Raw genomic sequence first — 17,931 nt, 5'->3', positions numbered from 1 at the left:
GAGCTGCAGCCGCTCGTGGTTGCGCGTGAACGAGGCGTACAGCGCGCGCATGAGCAGCACGGCGCGCTCGTCGTCGGCACCCACGATGATGCGGTCCGGCCGCATGAAGTCGCCCACCGCCGCGCCTTCCTTGAGGAACTCGGGGTTGGACACCACGGCGTAGGCCACGTCCACGCCGCGGCGCGCCAGCTCCTGGGCCACGGCCTCGCGCACGCGGTCGGCCGTGCCCACGGGCACCGTGCTCTTGTCCACGATGACCTTGTAGTCCGTCATGTGCGCGCCGATGCTGCGTGCCGCGGACAGCACGTGCTGCAGGTCGGCCGAGCCGTCCTCGCCCGGGGGCGTGCCCACGCCGATGAACTGCAGCGTGCCATGCGCCACCGCCTGGGCCACGTCGGTGGTGAACTGCAAGCGGCCCATGGCCGCGTTGCGCTGCACGATGGCCTCCAGCCCCGGCTCGTGAATCGGGATGCCGCCGTCCTGGAGCACGCGAATCTTGCGCTCGTCCACATCCAGGCACACCACGTGGTTGCCCATTTCCGCCAGGCAGGCGCCCGTGACCAGGCCCACGTAGCCCGTACCGATGACAGTGACCTTCATTGATTGCTTTCCTTGATGATTCTTCGCGCCCGGCACCACCGTGCCGGGCCTGGGCGGCAGCGGCTTACCAGCAAAGCCCTTCGTAGGCCGGGCCGACGGCGCGCAAGGCCTCGTAGCCCGCAAGATCGATCACGCGGCGAGCACCGGCATGCGCCAGGATGGCCTGGCGCGCCTCGGGGTCGGCATGGCCCACCACGATCACGTCCGCGCCCTCCATCGCCTCCTCGGCGGAGTTGCGCAGCAGGTGTTCCAGGTGCGGCACCTCGCGCTCGATGTATTCCTTGTTCTTGCCCAGCAGCCGCGCCAGCTGCACGTTGGGGTCGAGGATGGCCAGCGGGAAGCCCTTGCCTATGAGCCGCTCGGCCAGCACCACCAGCGGCGAGTCGCGCATGTCGTCGGTGCCGGGCTTGAAGGCCAAGCCGAACAGCGCCACGCGGCAGCGGCCCTTGGCGGCGATCACGTCGAAGGCACGGCCGATGTGGGCGTCGTTGCTGTCGAGCAGACCGGCCATGGTGGGCACGGCCACGTCGGCCTGGCGCGCCAGCGTCAGGAAGCCCTTGACCTCCTTGGGCAGGCACGAGCCGCCGAAGGCAAAGCCCGGCTTGAGATAAGCCGGCGAGATGTTGAGCTGCCTGTCCTGGCAGAAGATGCGCATGACCTCGCGCGAGTCCACCTCCAGTGCCTTGAGCACGGCGCCGGCCTCGTTGGCGAACACGATCTTGAGCGCATGGAACACGTTGCAGAGGTACTTGACGGCCTCGGCCACGCGCACGCTGGTGCGCACGAACTCGCCGGGCACACCGGCGTAGAGCTGCTCCATGGCCACGTAGCCCGCCTCGTCCAGGCTGCCCACCACGGTCTGCGGCGGCTGGTTGAAGTCCTTGACCGAGGAGCCCTCGCGCAGGAACTCGGGGTTGAACACCAGCGACAGCCGGTCACCCACCTCGCGTCCGGCGGCCTTGGTCAGGATGGGCAGCAGCCGCTGCTCGGTCGTGCCCGGCGGCAGCGTGCTGCGCAGCACCAGGGTGTGGGCGCCGGGCTTGTCGCGCAGCACCTCGCCGATGTCGCGCACCACCGCCTCCACCGCGCTCAGGTCAGGCACGAAGTTGGGCAGCGCGGGCGTGGCCACGGAGATCAGCGACATCTCGGAGTTCATCACCGCGTGCACCATGTCGTCGGTGGCGCGCAGCCGGCCGGCGGCCACGTTGGCTTCGATGAGCTCGTTGATGCCCTCCTCCACCACCGGAGAACGCCCCTCGTTGATGAGCCGGACCTTGGTCGGGTTGGTGTCAACGCCGATCACTTCGTGACCCATTGCCGACAGGCAGCCGCACGAGACGGCGCCGACATAACCCAGGCCAAAAACGGAAATCTTCATGTGTGCTCTTTCGATGACGGGTGTCCCGCTGGGGTGAACACGTATTGCAATACGACAGGTATTAAAGCTGCGTGACGGGTCTCAAGCCGGCGCCAAGTCGAGGCCGCGAACCTCGCTGGCGGCACCGACGCCGGCCACGTTGCGCAGGAAGGCGTCGAACATCAGCAGCGTCCACAGCGCGCGGCTGTGATCGCCGGCCCCGGACTCGTGCTGCGCAATGAGCTGGCCGATCGCGCGGGCATTGAACCAGCCCGTGGCAGCCATGGCGCCGCCCAGCAGCGAGTCGCGCACGCGCTGGCGCAGCGGGCCGCGCAGCCAGCGCGCCAGCGGCACCGAGAAGCCCATCTTGGGCCGGTACAGCACGTCGTGCGGCAGCCGCGGCTCCAGGGCCTTCTTGAAGAAGTGCTTGCCTTCCTGGCCGCTGATCTTGAGCGCCGAGGGCAGCGAGGCGCACCACTCCACGAGCTCGTGGTCCATCAGCGGCTCGCGCACCTCCAGCCCATGCGCCATGCTGGCGCGGTCAACCTTGGTGTTGATGTCGTCGATCAGCCAGGTCTTGAGGTCGATGTACTGGATGAGCGCCAGCGGGTCGTCCGTGCCGGCCTTGCGCGCGTGGCGCTCGAACACCGCCTCGGCCGAGTAGCCGCCGAGCTCGCGCTTGAGCGCGTCGCTGAAGATCTGGTCGCGCTGCGGCTGGCGCAACTGCGCGAGGCTGTGGAAGTAGGCCTGCACGGCGCTGCGCGACATGCCTTCGAACGTGGTCTTGGCGCGCAGCACGCGCGGCGCCCAGTCGGCCTTGGGATACATGCGCGCCAGCAGGCCGAACATGGGCCCGCGCAAGCCCTGGGGCAAGGCGCGGCGCATGCGCTCTTCCATCAGGTGCATGCGGTAGCGGCGGTAGCCGCCAAAGGTCTCGTCGCCGCCGTCGCCCGACAGCGCGACTTTCACGTGGGTGCGCGCCAGCTGGCAGACGCGGTAGGTGGGAATGGCGGAAGAATCGGCGTAGGGCTCGTCGTACAGCCGGGCCAGCGTGTCCACGAGGCCAAAGTCCTCGCTGTCCACCATGTCCACATGGTGGTTGGTGTGGTAGCGCTCGGCAACCATCCTGGCGAACTCGGCCTCGTTGTAGGCCGGGTCCGCGAACGCCATGGAGCAGGTGTTGACCGGCGACTGCGACAGCCCGGCCATGTGCGCCACCACCGCGCTGGAGTCCACGCCGCCGGAAAGAAAGGCGCCCAAGGGCACGTCGGCAATCATGCGCAGCCGCACCGACTCCTTGAGCCGCGCATCGAGCTCGGCACAGGCCTCCTCCAGGCCCACGCGCCGCTGCAGCGTGAAGCGCAGGTCCCAGTAGGGCTTGGGCGCGGGCAACGGCTGGCCGCGACGCAGCAGCAGCGTGTGCCCGGCTTCGAGCTTGCGGGCCTGGCGGAAGATGCAGCGCGGCTCGGCGACGTAGCCCAGCGCAAAGTACTCCTCGACCGCCAGCGGGTCCAGCTCACGCCTGAGCCCGCCGTGCGCCAGCAGCGTCTTGAGCTCCGAGCCGAAGACCAGCGTGCCATCGTCCAGCAGCGCGTAAAACAGCGGCTTGACGCCCAAGCGGTCGCGCGCGATGAAGAAGCTCTGCTGGTTGCGGTCCCACAGCGCGAAGGCAAACATGCCGCGAAAGCGCTGCACGCACTCCGCCCCCCAGGACTCCCAGGCATGCACGATCACCTCGGTGTCGCTGTGCGTGCGAAACACATGGCCCAGCGCCTGCAACTCGGGCACCAGCTCCTGGTAGTTGTAGATCTCGCCGTTGAAGACCACGACCACCGAACCGTCCTCGTTGAACAGCGGCTGCTGCCCCGTGGCCAGGTCGATGATGGACAGGCGCCGGTGCCCCAGCCCCACCCCGGGCTCCAGATGCAGATCGCCTGCATCGGGGCCGCGGTGAAACTGGGCATCGTTCATGCGCTGCAGCGTCGCGCGCTCGAAGTTGCGCACGCCACGAGTGTCAAAAAGGCCGGTGATGCCGCACATGTCGTTCAGTTGCTCCGAGCTCGGTGCCGGTCGTAAAGGCGCTGGTAGTCCGCCACCATGGCCTGCTGGCCGTAATCCTTCTCCACGCGCAGCCGCCCGGTGCGCCCCATGCGCCGCGCCTGCCCGGGGTCGCCGGCCACGCGCGCCAGCGCGCTGCCCAGGGCCTGTGGGTCGTTGGGCGGCACGGTTTCACCGGTGACGCCGTTGGCGATGAGCTCGGGGTTGGCGCCCACGGCGGTGACCACGGCGGGCAGCCCGCTGGCCATGGCTTCAAGCAGCGTGTAGGAAAGCCCTTCGGCCTTGGACGGCAGGGTGAAGCAGTGCAGGCCCCGCATCACCTCCGGCACGTCGCTGCGCTCACCGGGCAGCCAGGCCAGGTCGGCCAGCCCAAGCTCCTGCAGCAGCGCCTGCGCCTGCGCGCGCAGCGGGCCATCGCCCACCATCACCAGCCGCATGCGCTCGCGCAGCGCCGGTTGCTCGCGCAGCGCGTGGGCAAAGGCCCGCACGAGGTTGAGCTGGTCCTTGACCTCCTGCATGCGGCCCACGGTGCCCACCAGCCAATGCCGCTGGGCCGAGAAGGGACAGCCCGGGATCGGCGTGGGCTGCTCGCCTTCCACCGGATGGAAGCGCACGGTGTCGACGGCGTTGTGTATCAGGCTCACGCGGCCTTGCGGCACGCGCACCTTCTCCACCAGGTAGCGCTGGATGTCAGAGGCCACCGCGACGAAGTGGGAGACGAAGGGACGGTACAGGCGGCGCACCTTTTGATAGCGCGGATTGCTGCCGTGAAGGTCCGACACGTCCCAGCCATGCTCGCTGTGAATGCGCAAGGGCACGCCGGCGGCCCAGGCGGGCACCGCGCACTCCAGCGCGGCAATGTTGTTGGTGTGCACGACGGCTGGGCGCAGCTCGCGGAAAAGACGGTACATGCGCGGATACAGGCCAATGGCATGGCCCGGTCCCTTTTGAAGCGCGATGAACGACACGTCCTTGCGCTGCACACGGCGGCTGAAATCCGTGACCGCCGTCAACGACAGCACGGCATGCCGGTAAGCCTGCAGCGGCATGTGGTTGATGAGGTTCACGATCCCGTTTTCCAGGCCCCCGGTGTCAAAGCGGTAGACCACGTGCAACACCAGCGGCCGCACAGCGCCTTGTGGCCGCAGATCCGTCCGCTCAAGGGCGTGCACGTCGGTCACGTCCGTCACCCGTGCGCCCCTTTGCTCCAGCCCAAGCAGCCCGTTGCGGTCTTTGCCATCACCAAACTCGACTTTCTCCACGCCACTGCGGCACCCGGTCACCAGCCAGCGGAAACGCGCCCAAGCACGCCCCCTCCAAAGCCACGCGCAGCGCAACCACTCAGCGCCCACGCACACTTGAAAGCTGGAATTCTAATTTGTAACACCCATGAAACAGACCCGAGCATTGCACCGGAGAAATAGGAAGGCGTGAACGATTGCGCCGGCAACCGGGCCAATAAGTAACCAAGTTGACACAATTCAGGCGTGAAAAGGTGCTGGCGGCTGTTTTCTGCCGCGAAGCTTGAGCAGCCATGGGCGCAACAGCGTCGTCAAACCCTCCCGCGCCGCACCCACCAAGCCGGGCACCGTGTGCAGGTTGTAGGCGCGCAGCCCCCGCCGCTCCCGGCGATGGCTCATCCAGTGGCGCTTGTAAGGGTCGTCGCCCATGAGGTAGTCCACCTCCGCGACGCCATCGATTTCCAGCACATGCCGCATCAAGCGCGCGGTCAGCACCGTGCCGGAGCCCAGCGCCTTGAAGGCTTCGTCGTAAGCAAGCTTGTAGATGGCTGCTTTGCCGTGGGCGACTATCCACACTTGTGCCGCGATGGGTTGCCCCTCCAGCCAGACCACGCCCAAGCGCAGCCACTCCTGCCGGGCGCAGCAGCGTATGAGCTCCTGCATGAAACCGGGATGAGGCTCGGCCTGTTTCCAGCTGGCGGCATAGACCTGCTCGTAGGCCCGCAGGGCCGCTGCCAGCCGCTCGCCACCGCAGACGATCTCGATCTGGGCGCCGGCTTTGAGCAGGCGCTTTTCACTGCGGCGCAACGTGTTGCGCAGCTCGCCGGGCCGCTGCGCGAGGTAGCCGGCCCAGTCCGAGCTCACCTGCAGGTACCAGTTGCCGAAGGCCAGGAAATCCCAACGTCCCCAACCGGCCAGACGCAGCGCGTCCTGCATGAGGCTCCAGGCGCGCGAGCCGGGATCCATGGGGGCGAAATGCAGGCTGTGTACCGGCGCGTGCCAACGCGCCACATGGCGCAGCAGCTCGGCCAGCAGCTCCGGGGTGAGGGCCGAATCCAGCGCCGGCGCCCAAAGCGCGCTGTAGTAGTTGGCCAGCGACTGCACGCGTCCTCGCGGCACGGCGGGCTGCCCATGCCGTGCGGCCAGCACAGGCAGTACCGCCACCGCACGCCCCGCCTGCCGCAGCACATGGAAATGCGCCAGCGCCCCCAGCTCAGGCAAGCTGGCAACGAAGTTGGCATACCAGGCCGCACCCAGCTCCACGCCCGCGTGTTCGGCCTGCGCCAGCAGTGCCAGGGCATCGGGCGCAAGCTCGTCCGGACGGCGCACCACCAGGACGTCCGTCAGGAGGGCTGCCGGCGATGACGGCTGGAGCCGTTGCCGAACCGTCTGCTGGGCTTGGCCTGCCGGGCCCGGCCCTGGGTCAGCTGCGCTCACCATGGCGCGCCTGGCGCAGCCCGGCCAGCAGCGCGTCCAAGTGGTCGCGGACGAAATCCTGCAGCGTTTGCGTCGCCTGATCCGCCGAGATGCGCTCCGTGTACACCATGATGGCCGCGCCATCGCCACCACGACCGGCCAGGCGGTTGAGCGCCAGCAAGGCCTTGGCCCAGGCTTCGCTTGCGGTGAGCTCCCCGTTGACCCAATAGAGCTGCCACACCAGCACGCGGCCGCTGTTCTGGTCGTCCAAAGCAGCGCTCACATGGCGCAGCTCGGCGGTACGCCAGGCGATGGAGCGGCCGCCCACCTGCGTCGTCTGGCTGCCGCGCTGTACTTGGGCCCAGGGGCCGTCCTTCCCTTGCCCCAAGGCATTGGCCGAGCTCACGAGCTTGCTGTCAGGCGTTTCGGCGGCGTAGTAGGCCAACTGCAGGCCGACATGCCGCCCATCGCGCACGAAGTTGCGCTCCAGCCGCAGGGTCGGGTTGACGTAAAGGTTTTGCCAGTCGGCCGGCGCTTGCGTGGTCGAAGCCCACCCCTGGGCCGGCGCCACCAGGGCTGTTGCGCCTGACAGGCTGGGCGCCGCGACATCCTGCACCCGGGCCAACAGTCCATGGGGCAGCGCCAGCACGGCCAGCACACCTGCGACCGCCACTGACAGGCTGACCCCCACATCACCGGCGGACTGCGCGGGCGGCGCCGGATCGCTGGCCTCCAGCGCATGCTCCGGCTGCGACCAGAACGCGCCTATGGAGAGCATCAGCAGGATGACGATGCCAAAGAAAAGCCAGCCGTAGACCAGGTGATCGGCACCCGTGGCGATCTCGTTGCCGCTGAGATGCCCAACCAGCACGATCAGGTACGCCCTCATCCAATTGGCCAGGATGGGCACCACGATGGAAACGCCCACGAACACGCAGCGCCGCAGCGTGGACGTGTAGTTCAGGTACGCAAACAGCACGCCCACCATCAGGGAAGCCATCAGGTAGCGAATGCCGCTGCATGCCGTTTCGACCGACCAGTGGCCGCTGGGGATGGTGAACTGCAAGCCGTCACGCAGCACCGGGATGCCCGACAGCTGCAATGCCTTCACGGTGAAGTCCGCCGTTCCGTCCATGAGCAGCGGGATGAGGAATTCGCCGAACGGTACGCAAAAATACAGGAACAGCAGCGGGAAGCGAATGTCGCGCGCCACCTGCCATCCCAGCACCGCAGGCACGCTGAGCACCACCAGCGTGACCAGCGCGAACTGCGTCAGCGCATTGACCGCAGCCAGGTATCCGAGCAGCCATGCCAGCGCCACGGCGGCCATGGGCGCGAGCAGCCATGGCACCGGCTTGGGCAACATCGTCGCCAGCCGCGCGCGCCGCCTCCAGATCAGCCACAAGGCAATCGGAGGCACGGTGAAGGCATGTGTGAACGTCTCCGAGCGCAGCCAGATCCCCACCATGCCCAGAGCCGTATCGCGGTAAAGCCACAGCAGCGCAGCCAGCACCGCAGCCAGCGCCAACAGCGCGCGCAGCCAACGCTTGCGCTCAGGCAGCGAAAACACGGCGCTCATAGTCGTTGCTCCGACAACGACCTGCGCAGGGCCTGGAACCACAGTACGAGCACGGCTCACCCCAGGCTGCGCACCACGAGCGGCCCAAGCCGGTTGGCCAGCGCGATGGGCATGCGGCGCCAAGCTTCAATGAACAGCTTGTACTTGGCGTTGGAAGGATTGTTCTGCGGCACCGAATCGCGCTTGTAGAGACGGTATTCGTAGTGCAGCGGCGTGGGCTCGAAACCCCAGTTCTTCTTGAAGGCAAAAGAGCCCGTGCCCTGCTTGCTGCGCCCGTAGTCGAAAACCTTGGCGCCGCGCGCCAACGCATGGCGCATGAGCTCCCAGTACTTGAAGTCGTTGGCAGCCAGATCGCGCGCGGCAACGGCATCGCCTGCGTAGTACGGGAGGATTTCGTCGCGAAAGTAGAAGCTCAGCACGCCGCTCAATGGTTGCCCATCCGGGCCATTGACGGCCATGAGCTCCAGTGCATCGCCGAACTCGGCCTGCAGCAGCTGAAAGTAGCGGCGAGGCAACGCCGGGGTGCCATGGCGGTGGACGTTGTCGGCGTAGAGTCCGAAGAAGCGGCCTACGTCCCGGTGCACCTCGCTGGTCAGGCCGTTCTTGATGCCCTTGCGCACCATGGCCCGCTGCTTGCGCGGAATGGCCAGCATGTTGGCCTCCTCGTCTTCCAGCAGTTCCTTGCGGAAAGTGACGTAGAGGTCCTGCGCCGGCCAGTCGGGATGCCGCTGCGACGTGTGGCGAAGCTCCAGGTGTTGCACGCCCAGCTTGCGGCCCAGCTGGTCGGCATGCTCCTCAAGCGCCTGTGCAGCGTCGTTGCTGGTGGCGGCCACGCCGCCGTACACGGCAAAGGGCAAGCTGGTGAGCGAGCTGCCGAACAGCCAGCTGCGCACATGCGCCAGGGGCAGCACGCCCTCGATGGCGCCGGCCCGCCGCGCGAGAAGAAAATGCGTCTGGTGGCCGAACGCCTCTTGCAGCACGCGTTGCCACCCGGCGCGATGAAAAAACGTGGCCTGAGGACAGGCAAAGACGAACTCGTCCCATTGCGCCGCGGCGCGCTTGTCGCCTGCGGCGAGCAATTCGATTTGAATCATGCGTTGAGGGAGCCCGTGCCCAGAAAAATGCGGTCCATGCGGCCCCAATGAAAATCAGCCAGCAGCCGCTCCAGCCGAGACTCCATGCGCTGCAGGTTCAAGTAATGGCGAAAGCGCGCCTTGGCGCCCACGCCGTCCACGCGAGGCTGATCGGGATCTATTTCCCACGGATGAAAATAGAAGATCGCAGACTGGCGCTCGGCCTCGTTGACATGCCTCAACATCCGGCGCGAGACGCCGTAAGGCAGCAGCCGGAAATAACCGCCCCCGCTGCACGGCAGGTTGCGCGAGAGCAGGCGCAGCGTGGTGGGCGGCACCTCCATGAAGCCACGCGTGGTGGCGTCGAACGCAAAGCGCGGGGCCTCGGGCATGCCGTAATGGTCGTGCACGATGGGATAGACGCTGGAGCTGTAGCGGTAGCCTGCGCGCTCGAGTTCGTCAAAGGCCCAGGGATTGGCGCGCCCTATCGAAAAGCTTGGCGCCCGGTACCCCAACACCGGCACGCCCCCGAGGTCCTCCAGCAGCGCCTTGGCACGGCGAACGTCCTCGAAAAACGCCTGCGGCGTGAGATCGCTGGCACGCTGGTGGTCCCAGCCATGGCTGGCAAGCTCATGGCCGCCAGCCACGATGGCTTGCACGAGATGCGGATAGCGCTGCGCAATCCAGCCCAGCGTGAAGAACGTCGCATGCACCTTGCGCCGCCGCAGCATGTCCAGAATGCGCTCGACGTTGCGCTCGACTCGGCATTCGCGCAGCTCCCATTCACTGCGCGGAATGTGCGGAGCAAATGCCGAGACCTGGAAATAGTCCTCGACATCGATGGTGAAGGCGTTGGTAACAGGGGCTTGTCGCATGTTGTTGTTGGCCCAATGACGCACAGGCTGGTTTCAGTCCTGGTTTTCCTCAGGCTTGCCGGCATTGCGCTGCTCGCCCTCTCCCAATAGTCGCTGCAGCAAAGTCAGCGTCTGCAAATTGATGTGCTCCAGGCGCAGCAGACTTTGCTCAAGCCGCTGCAACCTTTCGCCATGCTGCAACGCGATCAGCCGAGCAACCTCTTCTGACATCGGCTGAACGGCGCCAAACTGAAGCCCTGTCGCCATCCCCGCAGGCGTGCTGCCAGGCAACGCGGCTTCGCTGGCGAATTCCGCCACGACTTGTTCGATGTCCTTGAGCGTCAAGCGCGTGCTGCCCGAGAGGTATCCCAGCAACAGCAGCCTGTCGCACAGCGCATTGATGCGCCGCGGAATTCCGGCACCGGCCTGATGCACGGCCTCGATGACACCAGACTCGAACTCAGGCACACCGGGAGCAGCACCGGCGCAGCGCAGCCGGTGTTCGATGTAGTGTTGCGCGTCTTCCAAATCCAGCGGGCCGATGTGGCAGGTGGCGGCCACGCGCTGGCGAAACTGCTCCATCTCCGGGCGCTGCAGGATCTGCCGGAACTCGGGCTGCCCAAGCAGGAAACTCTGCAGCAGCGACTGATTGCCAAGCTGGTAGTTGGAGAGCATGCGCAGCTCTTCCACCGCGCGCATCGACAGGTTCTGGGCCTCGTCCACGATCAGCAAGCAGCGTTTGCCTTCCTGCGCCATGCTCAGCAGGAACGCCTCCAGCGCAATGAGCAGCTCCGACTTGGGCACGTCCTTGACGCGCAGGCCAAAAGCCGCGCCCACCATGCGCAGCGTGTCTTCGGCATCGAGCTGCGTCGTCACGAGCTGGCCAACCACCACGTTGCTCTGGTTCAGCCCCTCCAGCAATCCTCGCAGCACCGTGGTCTTGCCGGCACCGATTTCACCAGTGATGACGATGAAACCTTCGTTGCGCAGCACACCATAGTCAAGATAGGCCTTGGCACGCCGGTGTTGCTTGCTGGCGAAATAGAAAGCAGGGTCGGGATTGAGCTGGAATGGCTTGCAAGTCAGCCCAAAGAATGCTTCGTACATGATGGTCAGAACGTCATCGCAAACGTGCACACCAGCGCCGACTCGGTGTATGGCTGCGAACTGCCTTTAGAGCTTGCCCGTCGGGCCAGCAGGGAAAAACTGGTACGGGGGCCCAGCTTGGTCGAAAGCTGGGCCGTCATCGAGCGCAGCTTGCTGCTGTTCACGTCGCCAATGCTGCGCCGCTGGGTCAGCCCCAGCGTGAGCGTAGACAAAGGCGTGAGCCTGTGGGCCAGCGACATCGACAAGCCACGCTGCCGGATGCCGCTGTTGACCGAGAAGGGATCGCCGAAGACCTCTCGATTGTCCACTCGCCGGCCCGTGGTTTGCTGCAGTGAAACAGTGAATGTGTCACGCACGCCCGTCCAGCCATAGGTCATTTGCTGCGCCCGCTGCAGCGTCACCGACGAGCTCAGGAACGCAGGAAGCAGGTTGGTCGCGTCGGTTGCGGAATACCCGTTATCACGAAGCACCTGCAACACCTTGGCTTCACGCGCGCTGGCATCGGGCTCACTGGAGGTGTAGAGCTGATCGAAAAAATCATAGACCGTGCTGTGCCCCACCGTGAGCGGTTGCCCCAATCCGTAGGAAATCGTTCTCGTGTCGCTATAGCTCACCAAGGAGCGGGCCATGCGATGGGAGAAGCGGAGTGTGTGGGCATTGCCGAAGAACCGCTTCTCCGTTTCCGCAAACAAATTCGTGCGCTCGCTGGGGGCCCAGCCCGCGCGAAGACCGTAAGTTGCCCGCCCCTGCATGTCCTCGCTGGCGACGTCGCTGGACTCGTAACCCGCAATGACACCAGCAAACACATCCTGAGCGAACCGCCAGTCCACCACGCCACGAGCAATGTCGTTCGCAGTACGGCGGCCAAGGCTGAAGTCCTGCACGTTGTGCGAGAGCTGTGCCGTCCAACTCGTTGTGGTCCGCTGTTGCGCGGCGTTGCCAACCTGCAACCGCCATTGCGTGGACGAAGAATCGGAAGAGGACGCGGAGACGCTGTGCGTGGCGCGATGCGACACGCTCGCATCCCAGTTAGCCAAGTCGCCCAGGCGCCCTTCCACGCGAGGAGCCAGCTGTACGGTCCTGACTTCCGAACGGTTGCTGCGTCCCAGCTGGCTGTCCTCGGAGTCGACCCCGAGCGGATTGACGGCTTGCTGCATGATCGATGCCTTCGCATCTATATACGCGCGCCGCTCCAACAGTTCCGCGCTTGCGTTGGCGCTTAACTGGTGGTTCAAGCTGTTGGAGCCACTGGTGCGGGCGTAGGCCACCCCTGCAAGGGCATAGTTCAAAAAGCCCTGCACTCTGCCGGAGTGGCTGCTGACGTACAACCCGGGCGAAATGCGCGTTATGGCATCGCTGTCCCCGCCGCTTTTCAACGCCACGTTGCTGGTGATCGTCTGCCCCAAAGTCAGCTTGGCCTCGACGAAAGTCGTGGGCTGAGAAGCGGAAGTCTGCTCCAGCTGCGGCACCGGCGACGGCTGCACGACACCGGATGCAGGCTGGGCAAGCTGTTGTGCGCACAACGGCATGCTCGCTGCGGCCAGACACCCAAGCACAGGCAAGGCCGCTCGGCGATGCGCAAAGGATTTCATCGCCGTGCGCTCCGCGGTGAAACACAGGTCTCAGGCCGCCTGATCACCATGCTCCTGACCATATCCGTAGCCATACCCATACTTGTATCCTGTTGCGTAGGCATCCAGCTTGGTGCCGCGCGCCTGATTAAGCAGCAGCAACTTCACAGGACAAAACTCAATGGTTGCAAGCGCGGTTTGCACATCGGACTGGCTGGTCTGGCCTGCCTGCACCACAATGATGACCTGCCCCATATGGCTGGCCAGAGCACGCGCCTCTGTGGTCAGCAGCAACGGAGGCGAGTCAAAGATGATGACGCGATCGTCGTAACGCTGCGCCACTTCCTGCAGCAGCGCATGCATGCCATCGCTGGCCAGCACCTCGGTGGCGCGGTCGTGCAGCGTACCGGCGGACAGCAGCGTGAGCTTGTCCACGTTGGTGCGCAGCAGCACCTCCGGCATGGTGGCACGCCCTTCGAGCACATCCAGCAGCCCGGGCCCCGGAGCCAGGCCCAGCGTCTTGAGCACGGATGGTCGGCCAACGTCCGCGTCCACCAGCATCACGGTCGTGTCCAGCTCCGCAGCGATGCTCAGCGCCAAATTCACCGCGGTAAAGGTCTTGCCCTCGCCTGGCAGCGCGCTGGTCACCATGATGCGGTTGCCATGCGCAACGGGGGCAGCACCTTTGCCCAGCGCATTGGCGATCAGTGGGCGCTTGATCACTCGGTACTGGTCCGCGATGCGCGATCGCGGCGACCCAGGCGTCACAAAGTTGAGAGCCGCCAAGCGTTGCAGATCCAGCTCCACGCGACGCGATGTGGCTTGCACCAAGCGAGAAGCAGCGCCTGCAGTGGCCGCCGGCATGGCCGTTGCCGCAATGGCGGACGGCACAGACCGTTCTTCGTGAAAAAAACCACCCTGCGCCTTGACAGCAGATGCGGCTTCAGATGCAGCGTGTGAAGAAGGAAAAACCGCAGCAGGAATGGCTGGAAGTTCGGGCAGTTGAACTTCGGGAAACTCATGCACCGGCGGAAATTCCGGCATAGGCGGAAATTCTGGTGCAGCAGTGAAACCCGGGAAATCGATGGGCTGCAATGACGCATTGCCGGCGTCACTGGTCGGCACCACGCCTGCAATGGGATCCTGTACAGCGGGAAGTGCCGTGGTCTGCCCCGGATCGGCCGCGCCAGCATTTCGCAATTGCGCCAAGCGTGCAGCGGCTTGTTCTATCAAACTGCTCATGGCCTCATTTCATGGTTTTCAACGCTGTAGCGGCCATGACCAGCAGCATCACCCCCACCAGCGCACCCAGAGCCCCGAGGAAACGCAAACGGTCCAGCCGCTCCTGACGCTGTTGCGTCTCCGTCATCACCAGCGTCACAACGCCGAGCAATGGCAATCCCAGCTTGTTGCGCAATTCACCACCTTGGTAAAATACAGGGCGCAGCTGGCTCATCGCCAAAGAGATGACCACACCCAGCACCAATCCGGCTACCAGCACCACCGGAAGCAAAAGCAGCCGATTGGGGGCGGCAGGCTTGGGCGGCACACGCGGCGGGTCTATCAGCCGGAACTCGGCCACGCCTGCATCCTCCAATTGACCGGACATGGTGGCGGACTCGCGCCGTGTGACCAGTCCCTCGTAGTTCTTCTTGTGGATGTCGTAATCGCGGTTGAGCTGCGCAGCCTCTGCCTCCAGGGCCGGGGCCGTCTTCATTTGCTCACGGGCCACGGCATAGCGGGCGGTGAACTCGGCCACGCGAGCACGCAGTGTGGCGACCTGCACCTCCGACGAGGCCAAAAGCTTTGAAAGCTCCAATGCCGCGGGACTGGCATTGCTGCCTGTGGCAACTATGGCGCTGCCGGAAGCAGCTGCCGATCGGCGCAGGTCATCCACCTCGCGCCGCTTCTGTTCCTCAAGATCCTTGAGAAGCCGCCGCGTGGAAAGCACCTCCGGATGCTGATCCGTGAAGCGCTGCAGCAACTCGTCGAGGTGGCGCCGCTGCGCTTCCAAACGTGCGTCGATCTCCGGCGTTGCCAACGCCAGCGCGGCGCTGTCCACGGAAGCCGAAGCGCTGCCGCTGGCCGCAACGACCGACTTGCCGGCCAGTTGTGCTCGAGCGGTGTCTCGCGCAGTTTCGGCTTCACGCAACTCCAGTTTGGCTTGCTCAAGCAAGCCGCTCAGTTCGGTCAAGCGGTTGGCACTGTCTTTGCCAGAGCTGGTCTGCAATTCGATATTGCGCAGCCTGAATTCCTTGAGCCTGGTTTCAGCCTCCTCCAGCTTGGCGCGATATGCCTTGATCTGTTCGTCCAGGAAAAGCTTGGCCGAGTTGGTGTCTTTGCGGCTCGCGCCCAAACTGGATTCCACAAAAATCGAAACCAGCGACTGAATCACACGGCGGGCTTTTTCCGGATTGGAATCCAGATAGCTGAGCTGGTAGAAGTTGTCGCGGCCTACAGCTTTGATGGAGAGCTTATTGGTCAGAGATTCAATCAGCGCCTCCTGCTCGGGGATGGAGGCATCTTTGAGGTCGAGATTGGCCATGTGGATGAGCTTCTCCACATTGGGGCGGCTGATGAGGGTGCGACTGAGCATTTGCAGCTGCTGATCCACGTTGGGCTGCACGGCCAAACCCAACATCAGCGGGCGCAGGATGGATTGCGTGTCAACGTAGATGCGCGCCGAAGCTTCGTAACGATCGGGAAGGCGCCACACCACGGTGGCACCGACCACCGCAACCACCCAGGCCACAACCAGCCCGTGCCAGCGGAAGCGCCACATGCCGCGCGAGAAAGCAGACAGCTGCTCAAGCAGCTCTTCCATCAAGATTCCTTTAAGTACACCAAGCGGGACCCGGCATCGTGGTCCCGCGGCCGCCAGCAGCCTCGCAACAGGCAGCCGTCAGAAATAGCTCTGGGGAATGATGAGGATGTCGCCCGGACGCATTTCGACGTTAGCGGAGATGTCTCCGCGGTTGAGCAGGTCCTTCAATCGCACCGAGTACTGCTTGTTGCCTTCGGCCGTGCGCAGAATGGTGGCACTGTTGCCGGCAGCAAAGTCGGTGAGCCCACCCACGGCGATCATCACATCCAGCAGCGTCATTTTCTGCTTGTATGGCAGGAATTGCGGCTTGGCGGCCTGCCCCACGACGCGCACTTGTTCACTGTAGGGCCCAACAAAATTTGTGACGATGACCGTCACAACCGGATCACGCACGTACTTGGCCAACGCCTGTTCGATTTCACGGGCCAGTTGCTGCGGATTTTTTCCCTGTGCCACCAGTTCGTCCACCAGCGGCGTGGCGATCTTGCCATCCGGACGCACCGGCACGGGCATGGAGAGCTCGGGGTTGCGCGACACAATGATGTTGATGGTGTCGCCCGGCCCAATGAGGTAGGAATAGTCGTCAGTGCCGGCTGTCGCGGGCGCCGGCGGAAAGTCCGGCTGGCTCGCACAGGCACCCAACATAGCCAGCACGGCAGCCATGATCACTGCGCGACCGGACCGGACGCATTGCTTGCGCTTCATTGTTACCCCTCCCACCAGCACCAGAAACCAGCCAAGACTCTGGATGGTCCGGCATGCCGCCGCCACCCGTGTTGCACGACGTCCACCTCTCGGAAGGGACTGCCGGCTCTTCGTACAATTTTGCAGGATTTATCAGTCACAAGTGCTCGAACGGCTTACGCAATGCCCTGAATGAGGGACATCTCTGAGGCAAGCTGGCAACTTTGCACACTGGCACCGAGCAAAAATGAAACGTTCAAGCTCACAGGTGATGAGTAAGACAAGAGTCAAGCCTCCTGAAGACAACGGCTTGCACAATGCGAAATCTCATTTTCGTGATGAACGTATCAGCCATACAACGTGAATTTGGTGGATTGCTGAAAACGGGTCCAAGCCTTTTTGCATATTCAATTTGAAGGGAAGTTATGAAGGTCTTGCTTACAGGCGCCGCGGGATTTATCGGTATGGCAACAGCATTGCGCTTACTGGAGCGCGGCGATCAAGTCGTAGGCATTGACAACCTCAACGACTACTACGACGTCAATCTCAAGCAGGCGCGCCTGCAGCGTTTGCAACCCCACGCCAATTTCCGCTTCTCCAAGCTTGACATCGCTGACCGCGGCGGCATGGAGGCGCTTTTCAAGAACGAAGCGTTTGAAGGCGTGATTCACTTAGCGGCGCAGGCAGGCGTTCGGTATTCATTGATCAATCCTCACGCCTACGCCGACAGCAACCTGTTGGGCTTCATGAACGTGCTGGAGGGCTGCCGCCACGGGCAAGTGCGGCATCTGGTCTATGCCTCAAGCTCCAGCGTGTACGGTGGCAATGTGCGCATGCCTTTTTCGGAATCCGACGGCGTGGACCACCCGGTAAGCCTGTATGCGGCCACCAAGAAAGCCAATGAGCTGATGGCGCATACCTACAGCCATCTCTACGGGCTTCCCACCACGGGCCTGCGCTTCTTCACGGTTTATGGCCCATGGGGACGGCCCGACATGGCCTTGTTTCTCTTCACCAAGGCCATCCTGGAGAACCGCCCCATCGACGTGTTCAACCATGGCCAGATGAGGCGTGACTTCACCTACATCGACGACATTGTCGAGGGTGTGATCCGGGTGCTGGACCGCCCTGCCACGTCAGACCCGGACTTCAATCCCCAAGCCCCCCATCCCGGCCGCAGTCGCGCCCCCTATCGCGTCTTCAACATTGGCAACCATGAGCCGGTGCCGTTGCTGGAATTCATCGGATGCGTGGAGGAAGCCCTCGGACGCCAGGCCGACAAGCGGCTGCTGCCCATGCAGGATGGCGACGTGCCGGCCACTTTTGCCAACGTCGATGCGCTCAACGACTGGGTGGAATTCGCCCCGCGCACGGGCATCCGTGAGGGCGTTGCCCGCTTTGTGCACTGGTATCGCGAGCATTACGGCGTCTAGATGAAGACGGCGGCCCGGGTGCCTCTGTGCATAAGGGGGCCGTGTTCCCAGGCGCGAGGCAGCGGCGCGGCCGCCCCCTCACCGCCCCCTCACCGCCCCGTCACCGCCCCGTCACCGCAGCCGGCCATGACCGG

14 protein-coding genes are annotated in these 17,931 nt (G+C 64.5%); 1 reads left to right on the top strand and 13 read right to left on the bottom strand.

Features of this window, described 5'->3' with window-relative positions:
* The 13 genes from ALA01S_RS19040 to ALA01S_RS18980 form a co-directional block, all read right to left on the bottom strand.
* Positions 1–600: nucleotide sugar dehydrogenase (locus tag ALA01S_RS19040; RefSeq protein WP_157119119.1), on the bottom strand; the 600-nt coding region annotated here is incomplete at its 3' end.
* Positions 601–664: 64 nt separating this feature from the next.
* Complete coding sequence (locus tag ALA01S_RS19035) at positions 665–1,978, bottom strand: nucleotide sugar dehydrogenase (protein WP_066339593.1); 1,314 nt, start codon at positions 1,976–1,978, stop codon at positions 665–667.
* Between the two features lie 81 nt (positions 1,979–2,059).
* Positions 2,060–3,997: an XrtA/PEP-CTERM system amidotransferase gene (locus tag ALA01S_RS19030; RefSeq protein ID WP_066339587.1), complete on the bottom strand. Its 1,938-nt coding sequence runs from the start codon at positions 3,995–3,997 to the stop codon at positions 2,060–2,062.
* Between the two features lie 5 nt (positions 3,998–4,002).
* On the bottom strand, positions 4,003–5,277 hold the full coding sequence (locus ALA01S_RS19025) for a TIGR03088 family PEP-CTERM/XrtA system glycosyltransferase (RefSeq protein WP_238455858.1): 1,275 nt from the start codon (positions 5,275–5,277) through the stop codon (positions 4,003–4,005).
* Positions 5,278–5,496: 219 nt separating this feature from the next.
* On the bottom strand, positions 5,497–6,588 hold the full coding sequence (locus tag ALA01S_RS19020) for a GNAT family N-acetyltransferase (protein WP_066339581.1): 1,092 nt from the start codon (positions 6,586–6,588) through the stop codon (positions 5,497–5,499).
* A 91-nt stretch (positions 6,589–6,679) separates the two neighbouring features.
* Positions 6,680–8,251 (bottom strand): exosortase A, encoded by a 1,572-nt coding sequence (gene xrtA, locus ALA01S_RS19015; RefSeq protein ID WP_066339579.1) that lies wholly within the window; start codon positions 8,249–8,251, stop codon positions 6,680–6,682.
* Positions 8,252–8,307: 56 nt separating this feature from the next.
* Positions 8,308–9,345 (bottom strand): FemAB family XrtA/PEP-CTERM system-associated protein, encoded by a 1,038-nt coding sequence (locus ALA01S_RS19010; protein WP_066339578.1) that lies wholly within the window; start codon positions 9,343–9,345, stop codon positions 8,308–8,310.
* Positions 9,342–10,199 (bottom strand): XrtA system polysaccharide deacetylase, encoded by an 858-nt coding sequence (locus ALA01S_RS19005; RefSeq protein ID WP_066339606.1) that lies wholly within the window; start codon positions 10,197–10,199, stop codon positions 9,342–9,344. The genes ALA01S_RS19010 and ALA01S_RS19005 overlap by 4 nt, the downstream gene beginning before the upstream one ends.
* Positions 10,200–10,232: 33 nt before the next feature.
* The gene (locus ALA01S_RS19000; protein ID WP_066339575.1) at positions 10,233–11,285 is read right to left on the bottom strand and encodes an XrtA/PEP-CTERM system-associated ATPase; all 1,053 of its coding nucleotides are present in this window, start codon (positions 11,283–11,285) and stop codon (positions 10,233–10,235) included.
* A 5-nt stretch (positions 11,286–11,290) separates the two neighbouring features.
* The gene (locus ALA01S_RS18995) at positions 11,291–12,877 is read right to left on the bottom strand and encodes a TIGR03016 family PEP-CTERM system-associated outer membrane protein (RefSeq protein ID WP_084267718.1); all 1,587 of its coding nucleotides are present in this window, start codon (positions 12,875–12,877) and stop codon (positions 11,291–11,293) included.
* A gap of 30 nt (positions 12,878–12,907) precedes the next feature.
* A complete protein-coding gene (locus tag ALA01S_RS18990; protein WP_307189681.1) occupies positions 12,908–14,098 on the bottom strand; it encodes an XrtA-associated tyrosine autokinase in 1,191 nt (396 codons plus the stop codon).
* A 4-nt stretch (positions 14,099–14,102) separates the two neighbouring features.
* Complete coding sequence (locus ALA01S_RS18985) at positions 14,103–15,680, bottom strand: XrtA system polysaccharide chain length determinant (RefSeq protein ID WP_066339572.1); 1,578 nt, start codon at positions 15,678–15,680, stop codon at positions 14,103–14,105.
* A gap of 78 nt (positions 15,681–15,758) precedes the next feature.
* On the bottom strand, positions 15,759–16,385 hold the full coding sequence (locus ALA01S_RS18980) for an XrtA/PEP-CTERM system exopolysaccharide export protein (protein WP_066339570.1): 627 nt from the start codon (positions 16,383–16,385) through the stop codon (positions 15,759–15,761).
* Positions 16,386–16,789: 404 nt separating this feature from the next.
* Here ALA01S_RS18980 and ALA01S_RS18975 point away from each other — a divergent pair, with 404 nt between their 5' ends.
* A complete protein-coding gene (locus ALA01S_RS18975) occupies positions 16,790–17,797 on the top strand; it encodes an NAD-dependent epimerase (RefSeq protein ID WP_066339561.1) in 1,008 nt (335 codons plus the stop codon).
* Positions 17,798–17,931: the final 134 nt, after the last annotated feature.

This window comes from Azohydromonas lata NBRC 102462 (assembly GCF_001571085.1).
GTDB lineage: Bacteria > Pseudomonadota > Gammaproteobacteria > Burkholderiales > Burkholderiaceae_C > Azohydromonas > Azohydromonas lata.
This window is presented reverse-complemented; position numbering and strand designations above follow the sequence as displayed.

Bases quoted from the DNA above. Each gene is read 5' to 3' on its own strand.
- ALA01S_RS19035 (WP_066339593.1), bottom strand. From the start codon at position 1,978: ATGAAGATTTCCGTTTTTGGCCTGGGTTATGTCGGCGCCGTCTCGTGC.
- ALA01S_RS19030 (WP_066339587.1), bottom strand. From the start codon at position 3,997: ATGTGCGGCATCACCGGCCTTTTTGACACTCGTGGCGTGCGCAACTTC.
- xrtA (WP_066339579.1), bottom strand. From the start codon at position 8,251: ATGAGCGCCGTGTTTTCGCTGCCTGAGCGCAAGCGTTGGCTGCGCGCG.
- ALA01S_RS19010 (WP_066339578.1), bottom strand. From the start codon at position 9,345: ATGATTCAAATCGAATTGCTCGCCGCAGGCGACAAGCGCGCCGCGGCG.
- ALA01S_RS19005 (WP_066339606.1), bottom strand. From the start codon at position 10,199: ATGCGACAAGCCCCTGTTACCAACGCCTTCACCATCGATGTCGAGGAC.
- ALA01S_RS19000 (WP_066339575.1), bottom strand. From the start codon at position 11,285: ATGTACGAAGCATTCTTTGGGCTGACTTGCAAGCCATTCCAGCTCAAT.
- ALA01S_RS18995 (WP_084267718.1), bottom strand. From the start codon at position 12,877: ATGAAATCCTTTGCGCATCGCCGAGCGGCCTTGCCTGTGCTTGGGTGT.
- ALA01S_RS18990 (WP_307189681.1), bottom strand. From the start codon at position 14,098: ATGAGCAGTTTGATAGAACAAGCCGCTGCACGCTTGGCGCAATTGCGA.
- ALA01S_RS18985 (WP_066339572.1), bottom strand. From the start codon at position 15,680: ATGGAAGAGCTGCTTGAGCAGCTGTCTGCTTTCTCGCGCGGCATGTGG.
- ALA01S_RS18980 (WP_066339570.1), bottom strand. From the start codon at position 16,385: ATGAAGCGCAAGCAATGCGTCCGGTCCGGTCGCGCAGTGATCATGGCT.
- ALA01S_RS18975 (WP_066339561.1), top strand. From the start codon at position 16,790: ATGAAGGTCTTGCTTACAGGCGCCGCGGGATTTATCGGTATGGCAACA.